General features: G+C 60.4%; 10 protein-coding genes and 2 tRNA genes. 9 read left to right on the forward strand and 3 right to left on the reverse strand.

Going from position 1 to position 14,155, the window contains the following annotated elements; all coding sequences use genetic code 11:
* The first annotated feature begins 114 nt into the window (after positions 1 to 114).
* On the forward strand, positions 115 to 1,830 hold the full coding sequence (locus AB4N64_RS19065) for a proline--tRNA ligase (RefSeq protein WP_460117438.1): 1,716 nt from the start codon (positions 115 to 117) through the stop codon (positions 1,828 to 1,830).
* A gap of 17 nt (positions 1,831 to 1,847) precedes the next feature.
* Positions 1,848 to 2,801 (forward strand): hypothetical protein, encoded by a 954-nt coding sequence (locus tag AB4N64_RS19070; RefSeq protein ID WP_460117440.1) that lies wholly within the window; start codon positions 1,848 to 1,850, stop codon positions 2,799 to 2,801.
* A 100-nt stretch (positions 2,802 to 2,901) separates the two neighbouring features.
* Here the strand turns inward: AB4N64_RS19070 and dinB are convergent, their stop codons facing one another.
* Positions 2,902 to 3,963 carry a DNA polymerase IV gene (gene dinB, locus AB4N64_RS19075; RefSeq protein WP_460117442.1) on the reverse strand — a complete coding sequence of 354 codons (1,062 nt, stop codon included), beginning with the start codon at positions 3,961 to 3,963 and terminating at the stop codon, positions 2,902 to 2,904.
* Positions 3,964 to 4,264: 301 nt separating this feature from the next.
* Between dinB and AB4N64_RS19080 the strand changes: the two genes are divergently transcribed.
* The 6 genes from AB4N64_RS19080 to AB4N64_RS19105 all read left to right on the forward strand — a co-directional run bounded on the left by AB4N64_RS19080 (position 4,265) and on the right by AB4N64_RS19105 (position 9,631).
* Positions 4,265 to 4,341: transfer RNA gene (locus tag AB4N64_RS19080), tRNA-Met, on the forward strand.
* Between the two features lie 194 nt (positions 4,342 to 4,535).
* Positions 4,536 to 4,612: transfer RNA gene (locus tag AB4N64_RS19085), tRNA-Met, on the forward strand.
* Between the two features lie 35 nt (positions 4,613 to 4,647).
* The gene (locus AB4N64_RS19090) at positions 4,648 to 4,908 is read left to right on the forward strand and encodes a hypothetical protein (RefSeq protein ID WP_460117444.1); all 261 of its coding nucleotides are present in this window, start codon (positions 4,648 to 4,650) and stop codon (positions 4,906 to 4,908) included.
* Positions 4,889 to 7,531, forward strand: coding sequence for a bifunctional lysylphosphatidylglycerol flippase/synthetase MprF (gene mprF, locus AB4N64_RS19095; RefSeq protein WP_460117446.1), 2,643 nt, complete (start codon positions 4,889 to 4,891; stop codon positions 7,529 to 7,531). The genes AB4N64_RS19090 and mprF overlap by 20 nt, the downstream gene beginning before the upstream one ends.
* Positions 7,531 to 8,820 (forward strand): virulence factor family protein, encoded by a 1,290-nt coding sequence (locus AB4N64_RS19100; protein WP_460117448.1) that lies wholly within the window; start codon positions 7,531 to 7,533, stop codon positions 8,818 to 8,820. Before mprF ends, AB4N64_RS19100 begins: the two co-directional genes overlap by 1 nt.
* A 511-nt stretch (positions 8,821 to 9,331) precedes the next feature.
* Positions 9,332 to 9,631, forward strand: a complete 300-nt coding sequence (locus AB4N64_RS19105) for a DUF3077 domain-containing protein (RefSeq protein ID WP_460117450.1) — start codon at positions 9,332 to 9,334, stop codon at positions 9,629 to 9,631.
* 187 nt (positions 9,632 to 9,818) lie between these two features.
* Here AB4N64_RS19105 and AB4N64_RS19110 read toward each other — a convergent pair whose 3' ends face one another.
* The gene (locus AB4N64_RS19110; RefSeq protein ID WP_460117452.1) at positions 9,819 to 10,109 is read right to left on the reverse strand and encodes a type II toxin-antitoxin system Phd/YefM family antitoxin; all 291 of its coding nucleotides are present in this window, start codon (positions 10,107 to 10,109) and stop codon (positions 9,819 to 9,821) included.
* A gap of 423 nt (positions 10,110 to 10,532) precedes the next feature.
* On the reverse strand, positions 10,533 to 12,434 hold the full coding sequence (locus tag AB4N64_RS19115) for a potassium transporter Kup (protein WP_460117454.1): 1,902 nt from the start codon (positions 12,432 to 12,434) through the stop codon (positions 10,533 to 10,535).
* Between the two features lie 275 nt (positions 12,435 to 12,709).
* On the opposite strand from AB4N64_RS19115, the gene rimO reads away from it, so the two are divergent.
* Positions 12,710 to 14,047: a 30S ribosomal protein S12 methylthiotransferase RimO gene (gene rimO, locus AB4N64_RS19120; protein WP_460117456.1), complete on the forward strand. Its 1,338-nt coding sequence runs from the start codon at positions 12,710 to 12,712 to the stop codon at positions 14,045 to 14,047.
* Positions 14,048 to 14,155: the final 108 nt, after the last annotated feature.

Below are 14,155 nucleotides of genomic sequence, written 5' to 3' on the forward strand. Positions count from 1 at the left end.
CGCGCAGATTCCCGGCCGCCCGCCATGCCAGCGACCGTACGCCTGTACGTCAGCGGAACACGCCCGTACAATGCCCCGTCATTTCTCGTCATCAGCAATCGATAGCGGCCAACCATGCGCACCAGTCAATTTTTGCTTGCCACACAGAAAGAAACGCCTTCCGATGCGGTCGTGATCAGCCATCAGCTGATGCTGCGCGCTGGCATGATCCGCAAACTCGCCTCCGGCCTGTACACCTGGCTGCCGATGGGCTTGCGAGTGATGCGCAAGGTCGAGGCCATCGTGCGCGAAGAAATGAACGCCGCTGGCTCGCTGGAAGTGTTGATGCCGAGCACCCAACCGGCTGAGCTGTGGCAGGAATCCGGTCGTTGGGAAGAATACGGCCCCGAACTGCTGCGCTTCAAGGATCGCCACGGTCGTGACTTTTGCGCCGGCCCGACCCACGAAGAAGTGATCACCGACCTGATGCGCAACGAGTTGAGCAGCTACAAGCAGCTGCCGATCAACCTGTATCAGATCCAGACCAAATTCCGTGACGAAATCCGTCCACGCTTCGGTTTGATGCGCGGCCGCGAATTCATCATGAAGGATGCCTATTCGTTCCACGCAGACCTGGCGTCGCTGCAGGTCACCTATGACCGCATGCACCAGGCCTACTGCAACGTGTTCACGCGCCTGGGCCTGAAATTCCGTCCGGTTGAAGCGGACAACGGTTCCATCGGCGGCGCCGGCTCCCACGAGTTCCACGTGCTGGCCGAGTCCGGTGAAGACGACATCGTGTTCAGCAACGGTTCCGACTACGCGGCGAACATCGAAAAAGCCGAGGCCGTGCCACGGGAAACATCCCGCCCAGCGCCAGCCGAAGAGCTGCGTCTGGTGGACACCCCGGACACCAAGACCATTGCCGCACTGGTGGAAAAATTCAATCTGCCGATTGAAAAGACCATCAAGACCTTGATCGTGCACGCCGAAGAAGAAGGCAAGCTGATCGCGCTGATCATCCGCGGCGATCACGAACTCAACGAAATCAAGGCCGCCAACCAACCAGGCGTGGCCAGCCCGCTGGTCATGGCCAGCGATGCCGAACTGCGTGACGCCATTGGCGCCGGCGCCGGCTCGCTCGGCCCGTTGAACCTGCCACTGCCGATCATCATCGACCGCTCCGTCGAGTTGATGAGCGATTTCGGTATTGGCGCGAACATCGACGACAAGCACTACTTCGGCGTGAACTGGGAGCGCGACCTGCCGGTTCCGACCGTGGCCGACCTGCGCAACGTGGTCAGCGGTGACCCAAGCCCGGACGGCAAGGGCACCCTGGAAATCAAACGCGGCATCGAAGTCGGACATATCTTCCAGCTGGGCAACAAGTACAGCCAGGCGATGAAGTGCGAAGTGCTGGGCGAGAACGGCAAGCCGGTGACCCTGGAAATGGGCTGCTACGGCATCGGCGTATCCCGCGTGGTCGCCGCCGCCATCGAGCAGAACAACGATGACAAAGGGATCATCTGGAGCGACGCCCTGGCGCCGTTCCAGATCGCCCTGGTACCGCTGCGCTACGAAACAGAGCAGGTTCGCGAAGCCACCGACACGTTGTACGCGCAACTGACCGCCGCCGGCTTCGAAGTGCTGCTGGACGACCGCGACAAAAAAACCAGCCCGGGCATCAAGTTCGCGGACATGGAGCTGATCGGCATTCCTCACCGGATCGTGGTCAGTGACCGCGGTCTCGCCGAAGGCAACCTGGAATACAAGAGCCGTACCGAGGCCGAGCCGCAAGCGCTGCCGGTCGCTGACGTGCTGTCGTTCCTTCAGGCCCGTATCCGCCGCTGAAACCAGATAGAGACGTCATGTTCAAGCGAAACACCTTAGGCCTCGGTGGCGCCGCCCTGTGCGGCGCCCTGCTGGTCAGCGGCTGTGCCAACCACATGTCGCAACGCAGCGAGCACGAGGAACGTGTCGAGCGCAAACTGCTCGACCACCGCCTGCAGATCGATGTCGGTGAGCCCAAGGTGCTTGAGCTGCCGCAACGCCGGGTGAAGATCCACGAGCAGAAGACCTTCGAAGTCACCGAGTTCGAAGTGACGCGGCGTTACGATCGCTACACGCCTTACCAGCCCTGGCGGGAAGTCTACGAGATTCCGTTGGGCGCGGTGGCTGTGGTGGCCGGCGTCGGCGCGAACGTGGTCAACGTGTTCGCCCTCGGCAACCTGCCTGATAGTGTTACCAAGGACTGGTTCAGCTACGGCATCGCCGGGCTCAACCCGTTCATGAATGCGCCGTCCCATGGCCGGGCGCAGCAGAACCTCGCCGGCATCGACGAAGTCCAGCGCGACAAGCGCACCGAGTACTCGAGCCTGCCGTGGAGCGAGCGCCCCGTTGAGGTCAAGGCGGGCAAGGAAACGTTCGAGCTCAGTACCGACAAGAACGGCGTATTGCGCCTGAACCTGCTGGACAGCCCGTTCGCCGAGCGCGACATCAATCACCTGACGCGCTTGCTGATCAGCGTCGAAGACAGCCAGGACGACGTCCACACCGACTCGTCTCTGGCTGTCAGCAGTTCGCTGCGCGGCAAGCTGCTGGAAGCCCACGGGCTGATTTACGACGACCTCGAAGACGGTGAAGTGAGCCAGTGGGTGCACCGGGTCAAGCGCCTGTCGGAGCTGGGCCTGGAAGAAGAAGCCAGCGAGCTGGAGCAGAGCCTAATTGAACTGACGCGCAACGATCCCGAATTGCAGACCGAGTTCATGAAGTCACTGGCCAGGGATGGTGGGCGGTTGGTGGCGGATCCTGGGGTTAACTAACCCCTAAAAAACATCGCGGGCAAGCCCGCTCCTACAGGAGATCGGTGAAACCTGTAGGAGCGGGCTTGCCCGCGATCAGGCCCCGAAGAGCACCGCAAGTCTACCGTTCAAACAACTCCATCTGCTCAAAACCGCCCCGCAAATCCTCCAGCCGCACTCCAATCCCCAACAACCGCACGGGCTTGCCACCGCGATTGAATGCCTGGGTCAGCAACAGCTGAAAACTGCCCAGGTCCCGCCCTGCCCCGGCCTGTTCCATGGTGGTCTGAGTGAAGTCATGAAACTTCACTTTGACGAACGGCTTGCCCGGTCGATAGCTGCTGTCGATCCGCGCCATGCGTCCGGCCAGTGTTTCCATCAATTCGGGCAATTTGGCCAGGCAGCTCTTAAGATCCGGCAAGTCCGTGTCGTAGGTGTTTTCGACGCTGATCGACTGACGCCGACTGTCGTTGTGTACCAACCGCTCATCAATCCCTCGGGCAAGGCTCCACAGTCGCTCGCCAAAACTGCCGAATTCGCGCACCAGGGCCAACTTGTCCCATTCGCGCAGTTGAGAACAATCGACAATACCCAGGCGGCTCAGTTTTTCGGCGGTCACTTTACCGACGCCGTGCAACTTGCTGACGGGCAATCCACTGACAAAGTCATCGACCTGATCGGGTGTGATGACGAACAAGCCATTGGGTTTCTTCCAGTCGCTGGCAATCTTGGCCAAAAACTTGTTGGGCGCAACGCCCGCCGAGACCGTGATGTGCAACTGGTTGGAAACCCGTCGACGAATGTCCTGGGCGATACGCGTGGCACTGCCATTGAAGTGGGCGCTGTCGGACACGTCCAGATAAGCCTCATCCAGGGAAAGCGGTTCGATCAGATCGGTGTAATCGCGAAAGATCGTGTGAATTTCCTTCGACGCTTCCCGGTAGGCGTCCATACGGGGCTTGACGATCGTCAGGTCTGGACAAAGCTTCAGCGCATGTCCGGACGACATGGCCGAGCGCACGCCATAGGCCCGGGCCTCATAGTTGCAAGTGGCAATCACCCCGCGCCGATCCGCCGAGCCACCCACCGCCAGGGGTTTGCCGGCCAGGCGCGGATCGTCACGCATCTCGATGGCGGCGTAGAAGCAGTCACAATCGACGTGGATGATTTTTCGCTGAGTCATGGAAAAGCAGTGTTCATGGCGGAGAAAAGAAGACAAGGCCTCACGGGTTGGCAGTATCTCACCGACAACTGTATATAGCACCAGTAGTCTGAATGTTCTTTCTGATCGGTGGGAAAATTCGCAGATGAATTTATTTTTTCAATCAAAAGATCGCCACCAATAGAGCTGAAACCCTTGCTCCTGCGGCCCCTGCGCCCTTAACACCGTTTACCAGCCAAGCTAACCAATTGAACCAAAACGGGTTTTTTATTGCTTGAGGGTTGACACACCCGCGTTCCTCTGTAGAATGCCGCCTCACAGACGCGGGATGGAGCAGCCTGGTAGCTCGTCGGGCTCATAACCCGAAGGTCGTCGGTTCAAATCCGGCTCCCGCAACCAAACATCAAAAAAGGTCATTCGAAAGAATGGCCTTTTTTGTGCGCGCCTGTTTTCTGCCCTACACGATAAATCGTTCTGATTCCGAAACTTAAGCCAGCCCTGCGACCGTTTGCCGCTTTTCAGCACTTATTTGACTCAGCGGCATATTAACGGTTGACACCCTGTCGTTCTTCTATAGAATGCCGCCTCACAGACGCGGGATGGAGCAGCCTGGTAGCTCGTCGGGCTCATAACCCGAAGGTCGTCGGTTCAAATCCGGCTCCCGCAACCAACATCAAGAAAGGCCACTCGAAAGAGTGGCCTTTTTTGTGTCTGTTGAAAAAGTCCTTTCGCAACAATGACCTGTCATTCTTCTATGATGCGCTCACCGATAACGCCCTGCTGGGATCAGGCTATCCTGATGTGCAGGTCCAACGTGTAAGCCAGATGACACGCCATCGCCGAACAGCGGTGAGAAGCGTTAAAATTTGTGATTATTTTTTTCTACAGGGATTGGTTACTTGGCTGGATACCCCCATCCTGTCGCGCACAATCCAAGAGGTGATTGATGCGCGCCAACTCGTCTGATCCACAAGACCCCGTCACCGCGACACAACCTATCAAGGCCGAGCGTTTGCGCCTGCTTGATCTGGTCAGCAAGTATCGTCAGCCGATCGGCCTGGCGATCACCTTGCTGTTGTTCGCGATCGCGCTGATTGCCTGTCGCCACCTGCTGAGCGAACTCGATCTGTACGCTCTGCACGATTCGATTCTCGATATCCCCAAACCTGCTTTACTGGGTGCATTCGCGGCGACTGCGGTGGGCTTCGTGATTCTGCTGGGTTACGAATGGTCGGCCAGCCGATATGCCGGTGTGACGCTGGCACCACGCATCCTTGCGCTGGGCGGCTTCACGGCCTTCGCCATCGGCAACGCCATCGGCCTGTCGATGCTCTCCGGCGGCTCGGTCCGCTATCGGTTGTACGCGCGTCATGGCCTGGGCGCGGCAGATGTCGCGCGCATGACGCTGTTTGCCAGTCTTTCTCTCGGCTGCGCGTTACCACCGCTGGCAGCGTTGGCCACATTGAGCAACCTGTCAGGTGCTTCCACGGCCCTGGGTCTGTCCCAGACTCTGCTCGGTTCGGTTGCCCTCGCGGTTCTGCTGCTCTTCTGCGTACTGGCCATTGGAGTTTATCGCCGTCGCCTTGCCGAGCAACCTTTCAGGGACAGCCTGCTGGTCAAGATCGGCCGCCGTACGTTGCGCTTGCCCGGCCGTCGCCTGACCTTCCTGCAACTGGTCATTACCGCGCTCGACGTGGCCGCCGCCGCGACGGTGCTCTATCTGTTACTGCCGGAGGCGCCGCCTTTCGGTGCGTTCCTGCTGGTGTATCTGCTGGCACTCGCTGCCGGGGTACTCAGTCACGTCCCCGGCGGCGTTGGCGTGTTTGAGGCTATCCTGCTGGCCGCGTTCGCCGACAAACTCGGCGCCGCGCCGCTGGCCGCCGCCCTGCTGCTCTATCGCCTGATCTACGTGGTGTTGCCATTGCTGGTGGCGAGCCTTCTGCTGTTGATCAACGAAGGTCAGCGCCTGTTCCAGACCCGCCAGTCCTTGCGCGCAGCGTCCGGCCTGGCGGCCCCCATCCTCGCGGTGCTGGTATTTCTGTCTGGCGTGGTGCTCCTCTTCTCCGGCGTGACCCCGGAAATCGACACGCGCCTGGAACACATCGGTTTTCTGATCCCGCACAGACTGGTCGATGTTTCGCACTTCGGTGCCAGCCTGGTTGGGGTGCTATGCCTGTTGCTCGCCCAAGGCCTGCGGCGGCGTCTGTCCGCCGCGTGGATGCTGACCACCATTCTGTTGCTGGTGGGTGCGGTGCTGTCGCTGCTCAAGGGCTTTGACTGGGAAGAAGCCAGCCTGATGACCCTGACGGCCGCACTGCTCGGTGTATTTCGCCGCTCCTTCTATCGCCCCAGTCGCTTGACCGAATTGCCGTTTTCACCGCTGTTTCTGGTGGCAAGTCTGTGCGTGCTCGGCGCTTCGATCTGGCTGCTGCTGTTCGCCTACCAGGACGTGCCCTACAGCCATCAACTGTGGTGGCAGTTCACCCTCGACGCCGACGCCCCCCGTGGCCTGCGATCGCTGCTTGGCGCCGCTGTGCTGTTGATGATCGTTTCCCTGACCTGGCTACTGCGCACCGCGCGCCCGATCATCCACCTGCCGACGTCTGAAGAACTGGAACGTGCACACAAAATCCTCATGGCCTCGGCCCAACCGGACGGCGGACTGGCGCTGACCGGTGACAAGGCGTTGCTGTTCCACCCCAACGACGAGGCGTTCCTGATGTATGCCCGTCGCGGGCGCAGCCTGGTGGCCCTGTACGACCCGATCGGCCCGACCCAGCAACGGGCGGAAATGATCTGGCAGTTCCGCGACCTGTGCGACCTGCACCACGCTCGTCCAGTGTTCTATCAGGTGCGTGCGGAGAACCTGCCGTACTACATGGACATCGGCCTGACCGCGATTAAGCTCGGTGAAGAAGCCCGGGTCGATCTGCAGCGCTTCGATCTCGAAGCCAAGGGCAAGGAGATGAAGGACCTGCGCTACACCTGGAACCGAGGCACACGCGACGGCCTGTCGTTGGAAATCTTCGAACCGGGCCAGGCGCCGATGGATGAGCTCAAGGTGATTTCCGATGCCTGGCTGACCGGCAAGAACGTGCGCGAGAAAGGGTTCTCCCTCGGTCGTTTCAGCGATGACTACCTCAAATATTTCCGCGTCGCGGTGATTCGCTTCGAAGGGCGCCCGGTGGCATTCGCCAACCTGCTCGAGACCTACGGCCATGACTTGGCCAGCCTCGACCTGATGCGTGCCCACCCCGACGCCCCCAAGCTGACCATGGAGTTCATGATGGTCGGCCTGATCCAACATTATAAGAGTCACGGATACGCGCGTTTCAGCCTGGGCATGGTTCCCCTGTCGGGGCTGCAACCCCGTCGCGGTGCACCGCTGACCCAGCGCCTGGGCTCGATGGTCTTCCGCCGTGGTGAGCAGCTCTACAATTTCCAAGGCTTGCGCCGCTTCAAAGACAAGTTCCAGCCTGACTGGGAACCCCGTTATATGGCCGTACCCGCCGGACTCGATCCGCTGGTAGCCTTGGCCGACACTGCCGCCCTGATTGCGGGCGGCTTGACTGGATTGGTGAAACGCTGATGATTCAACGCTCCTTGCGCTACGTTTTGGGCACGCTGATCGTGCTGGCCCTGATCCTCGGTGGCGGATACTGGTACCTCAAACGCCCGGCGCCAGAACCGACCCTCGAACAACTGACTGCGGCCGACGGGACCGTCCTGACCCGCGTCATCCCCGGCAACACGCCCCGCGCACAAGTGCTGGTGGCGGTGACCGAAGAACAGAAACTCAACGACAAGCAACTGACCACGCTCAGCCGCAGCGGCTCGGCGCAGATCGTCCAGGTGATCCTGCCCAAGGAATGCCTGCTGCAAAGCCGCGCCCTGCAAACGGGCCTGCGCGAGCTCAAGGGCCCAGCGACCCTGGTCAGCGGCATTGGCCCCGGCGCCGTGCTGGCCTGGCGCTGGTTGTCGGAACAGAAAGACGACAAGGCCCAGGCCGTTTCCGTTGATCTGGCGCTGGAAAAACCCGGCTGCACGCACCTGCTGCCGAAAAGTGCCTCCCACGGCCACTGGCTGGTGGCGTGGAACGACAACCCGGACGACGCGAGCGCGGGCTTCGTGCGCGATCAACCGAACGCAGAAACCAGCATCAGCGACTACGACATCAACCTGCCGCAAGTGCTGAACAACGAACTGCGCAAAATCCTCGTTGGCGGCGACAAGGAAGCCGGCGGCCTGCAGATCCCAGTGGTCGAAGTACCGGCCGGCCAGGCGAAAGACACCGTCACCCTGTTCCTTTCCGGCGACGGCGGCTGGCGCGACCTGGACCGCGACGTGGCCGGCGAAATGGCCAAGATCGGCTATCCGGTGGTCGGCATCGACACCCTGCGCTACTACTGGCAGCACAAGAGCCCGGAGCAAAGCGCCCTGGACTTGACCGAACTGATGCAGCACTACCGGCAGAAATGGGGCACCAAGCGCTTCATCCTGACTGGCTACTCCTTCGGCGCCGACGTCCTGCCCGCCATCTACAACCGCCTGCCGGAGTCGGAGCAGCAGCGCGTCGATGCAATCATCCTGCTGGCCTTCGCCCGCACCGGCAGCTTCGAAATCGAAGTCGAAGGCTGGCTCGGCAACGCTGGTAAAGAAGCCGCCACCGGCCCGGAAATGGCCAAGCTGCCGGCTGAAAAAGTGGTGTGCATCTACGGCGAAGAAGAAACCGACGAAAGCGGCTGCACCGACAAAACCGCCGTGGGCGAAGCGATCAAACTGCCTGGAGGCCACCACTTCGACGAAAACTACCCGAAACTGGCCCAACGCCTCGTCGACGTGATCGAGAAGCGCCAGACCAAGGTGGCCGAAGAGTAATCCGCTCCACCCCCTGTAGGAGCGAGCTTGCTCGCGATGATCGTCAACGATGACGAGGGCGACCTGACACCCCGCGGTGCCTGGGCCGACATCGCGAGCAAGCTCGCTCCTACAGAGGAACCCCCCGCTTGCCAGCTCGGCAGCGGGGGCTTTTTGTTGTGTTTGATTTATTCAGAAACCGAAATATCGGATGACGCCCCAGCACCTTGTAGGCAAACTCCGAATCTCGCTTTTTGGGCACTTTGATGTCTGTTGCGCTTGTTTTTGACGGGATAGTCTCGGTTCGTCGCTGACGTTTCAGCGATCGGGCTTGGAAACCCGACTAGCTTAAGCAACAACGTGCCCTGCATGACGACAGACCTTCGCGTCTGCGATCTTCTCTCATGGCGGCTGTGCGTGGGACGTCTTCGGACGTGCCGGTTTCCTAAGCTCCCGGTTTCCAACCTGCGCATAGCTGCCACCCATTTGCTTGGAAACGAATGGGGCGGCTCTCTCAGCTTAGGAGATTCACATGAGCAAGCCTTCACCCACAGAACTCAAAACCATCGGCCTGACGCCCCTCATCTACTGCGCCAACCAACCCCTGTTCCACGTCACCCGCGACGTCCCCTTGAGCGACGCACTGTCCATGGCCTCCGATTTCCTGTTCCTCGCCAAGGGCCTGACCGAAGACGCCGCCTACGCCCGAGATTCCGACCGACACGCCTGGGCCGCGCATTACCTGGCGCAAATGAGCAAAGCCTTGGTGGATGATGTGGTGAAAGTGCTGACGCCCTCGCCTGCACGCAAAAAAGACGAAACGCAAAAATAACGGCTGATCGATTCCCCTGTAGGAGCGAGCTTGCTCGCGATGGTCGTCAACGATAACGCGGGCAATCTGACACCCCGCGGTGCCGGGACCTCCATCGCGAGCAAGCTCGCTCCTACAGAGAGCCTCACCGAACGACAAAAGCCCCCGCTACCTATTCGGCAACGGGGGCTTTGGGTTTTGCTGAACCTCATTCCTTCTTGGCGTACCGTGCCCGCATCGCGTCATGGCTGACTGCCTTGGCTGGGTCAAAACCGCTGAGCCGTTCCCTCGCTGCGGCCTCAATCCGAAGGTCTTCAAGTTCGTCGAGCATTTCCTGATAGGCATCGACGTTGATGATGACCGCCGCTGGTTGGTTGTCCTTGAAAATCACCAGGCGCTCTGTGGCGCGGCTGGAGATGTCCTTGAGCCTTGCGCTGAACCCCCTGACCATCGCAGTGACCGATATGGCCTGGTCCGCGCGCTCTAGTAATGCCGTCATGTTTGCCTCTCTTTGCTTACGCGAATTACCACTCACAATTATGCATAGAGTATCGCGCTGAATATCGCGCATCGCAAGCGAGACGTCCGAGGTTGCATGGGCGCAACGAAGGGTGCGTTTATTTCCGACATCAAAATATCGGATGACGCCCCAGGACCTTGTAGGCCAACTCCGAATCTCGCTTTTGGGGCACTTTGATGTCTGTTGCGCTTGTTTTTGACGGGATAGTCTCGGTTCGATCCCATTCCCTGTAGGAGCGAGCATGCTCGCGATGGAGGCCGGGGCACCGCGGGGTATCAGGCTGCCCGTGTCATCGTTGAAGACCATCGCGAGCATGCTCGCTCCTACAGGGAATGTACGTCACCCAACAAAAAGCCCCCGTTACCGATGAGGCAACGGGGGCTTTTTGTTGGGGAGCAAGCGCTACATCTCCACCTGCGTCCCCAGCTCGATCACCCGGTTCAGCGGCAGGTTGAAGAAGCGCAGGTTGCCATTGGCGTTCTTCAACATAAAGGCGAACAAGCCCTCGCGCCAGCGGGCCATGCCTTCCAGTTTGGAGGCGATGACGGTTTCGCGGCTCAGGAAGTAGGTGGTGCGCATCGGGCTGAAATCCAGGTCTTCGAGGTGGCACAACTTCAGCGCCTGCGGCACGTCCGGTTCGTCTACGAAGCCGAAGTGCAGGATCACCCGGAAGAAGCCTTCGCCGTGGGCTTCGACCTCGAAGCGCCGGGTGGGCGGCACTCGTGGGATGTCCTCGTAGACCACGGTCAGCAGCACCACCTGCTCGTGCAGCACCTGGTTGTGCAGCAGGTTATGCAACAGCGCGTGGGGCACGGCGTCCGGGCGAGCCGTGAGGAACACGGCGGTGCCCTGGACGCGGTGCGGAGGTTGCACACGGATGCTGGCAATGAAGATTGGCAAAGGCAGCCCGCCTTCGTCCATACGCTCCACCAGCAGCTGCTTGCCGCGCTTCCAGGTGGTCATCAATATGAACAGGGCGATACCGGCAATCACCGGGAAGGCGCCGCCCTGGACAATTTTTGGCACGTTGGCGGCGAAGTACAGGCCGTCCACCAGCAGGAAACCGAGCAGCAACGGGACCGCCAGCAGCGGTGGCCATTTCCACAGCAAGAGGATCACGGCGGATACCAGGATAGTCGTCATCAACATGGTCCCGGTCACCGCCACGCCATAGGCCGAGGCCAGGGCACCGGACGATTCAAAGCCGAGCACCAGCAGGACGACGCCCACCATCAGCGACCAGTTCACCGCACCGATGTAGATCTGGCCCTGTTCGGCGCTTGAAGTGTGCTGGATGTGCATGCGCGGGATGTACCCCAGCTGAATGGCTTGCCGGGTCAGGGAAAAGGCGCCTGAAATCACCGCCTGCGAGGCAATCACCGTGGCCAGGGTCGACAGGCCGACAAGCGGGATCAGCGCCCAGCTCGGCGCCAACAGATAAAACGGGTTGCGCGCCGCCTCCGGATCACCGAGCAGCAATGCGCCCTGACCGAAGTAGTTGAGCACCAGCGCCGGCAGCACCAGGATGAACCAGGCACGGGCAATCGGCTTGCGGCCGAAGTGGCCCATGTCGGCGTACAGCGCTTCGGCACCGGTCAGCGCCAGCACCACCGCCCCGAGGATCGCTACACCCATGCCTGGATGGACAATGAAGAACCGCACGCCCCATATCGGGTTCATTGCCTCCAACACCTGCGGGTATTGCAGGATCCCGTAGACGCCCAGCGCCCCCAGCACTACAAACCAGGTGACCATGATTGGCCCAAAAAGGATGCCGATGCGCGCCGTACCGTGGCGCTGGATCAGGAACAACGCCACCAGCACGATCAGCGAGAGCGGCACCACCCAGTGGTCGATGCCATCGAAGGCCAGCCCCAGCCCTTCAATCGCCGACAGCACGGAAATCGCCGGGGTGATCATGCTGTCCCCGTAAAAAAGCGCCGCACCGATCAAGCCGCAGACCACCAGCAAGGTGCGCAGCTTCGGGTGCCCGGCCGCCGCCCGACGAGCCAGGGCGGTCAAGGCCATGATTCCGCCCTCGCCCTGGTTGTCCGCACGCAGGACGAACATCATGTACTTGATCGAGACGACCCAGATCAGCGACCAGAAAATCAGGGCGAGGATGCCCAACACGCCATCATGGGTGACGGGTACGCCATAGCCTCCGGAAAACACTTCCTTGAGGGTGTACAACGGGCTCGTACCGATATCGCCGTAAACCACCCCGACTGCCGCAACCAACATGCCGATCGGCTTTGCGGCCGAATGCCCGGCGTCTGCCGCGTGAGTACTTGCCTGCCCCATCCACCACCCCTAAAACCCAGACTGAACCGAAGAAGCGCCATGCCCTGCATGCAGCATCGGATATTTTACGTGTTGTTACAGACGTTTTCTTGACTGTAAAAATCGCTAAAGCGTAAAGGCGCGAAGCATAGCGCAGCACTCGTCGTTTTTCCCTGCATAAAGCTGGTCAAGCGCGCGTACCATCGCTAGAATTGCGCACTTTTTGATCAGAGGCGCCCAAGCGCCCGTCTGTCGCCCGCCCTGAAGGCCGGGCAGCACCTATACCGAGGTTAGACATGTCCACCACTCCTGCGCCAGCGAATCCAAAAGTTGGCTTCGTATCCCTGGGTTGCCCGAAAGCACTGGTCGACTCCGAGCGCATCCTGACCCAGCTGCGCATGGAAGGGTATGACGTCGTGTCCACTTACCAGGATGCTGATGTGGTGGTGGTCAACACCTGCGGCTTCATCGACTCGGCCAAGGCCGAATCGCTGGAAGTGATCGGCGAAGCCATCAAGGAAAACGGCAAGGTGATCGTCACCGGCTGCATGGGCGTGGAAGAAGGCAACATCCGCAACGTGCACCCAAGTGTGCTGGCAGTGACCGGTCCGCAGCAGTACGAGCAAGTGGTCAACGCGGTGCACGAAGTCGTGCCACCCAAACAGGACCACAATCCACTGATCGACCTCGTGCCACCACAAGGCATCAAGTTGACCCCACGCCACTACGCGTACCTGAAGATTTCCGAAGGCTGCAACCATAGCTGCAGCTTCTGCATCATCCCGTCGATGCGCGGCAAGCTGGTCAGCCGTCCGGTGGGTGACGTGCTCGACGAGGCCCAGCGCCTGGTCAAATCCGGGGTCAAGGAGCTGCTGGTCATTTCGCAAGACACCAGCGCCTACGGCGTCGACGTGAAATACCGCACTGGTTTCTGGAACGGCGCGCCGGTGAAAACCCGGATGACCGAACTCTGCGAAGCCCTCAGCACCCTCGGTGTCTGGGTACGTCTGCACTATGTTTATCCATACCCGCACGTCGACGAGCTGATCCCGCTGATGGCCGCCGGCAAGATCCTGCCGTACCTGGACATCCCGTTCCAGCACGCCAGTCCGAAAGTACTGAAGTCGATGAAGCGTCCAGCCTTCGAAGACAAGACCCTGGCGCGTATCAAGAACTGGCGTGAAATCTGCCCGGACCTGATCATCCGCTCGACTTTCATCGTCGGCTTCCCCGGCGAAACCGAAGAGGACTTCCAGTACCTGCTCAACTGGCTGACCGAAGCCCAGCTCGACCGCGTCGGCTGCTTCCAGTATTCGCCGGTGGACGGTGCCCCGGCCAACGACCTGGACCTGGAAATCGTTCCGGACGAGGTCAAGCAGGATCGTTGGGAGCGCTTCATGGCACACCAGCAAGCCATCAGCTCGGCGCGCCTTGCAATGCGCATCGGCCGTGAAATTGAAGTGCTGGTCGATGAAGTCGACGAGCAAGGCGCAGTCGGCCGTTGCTTCTTCGATGCCCCGGAAATCGACGGTAACGTCTTCATCGACAACGGCAGCAACCTCAAGCCTGGCGACAAGGTCTGGTGCAAAGTCACCGACGCCGACGAGTACGACCTCTGGGCCGAACAGATCTAAGCGCAAAAAAGTCGAAAAGCCCCGCTCTCTGCACGAGATGCGGGGCTTTTTTACGGCTATCGTATGGAGAGAAAGGACACGCACTCTCCACTGCCAAAGGGGCCTCTG

This window comes from Pseudomonas sp. S2_C03 (assembly GCF_054668405.1).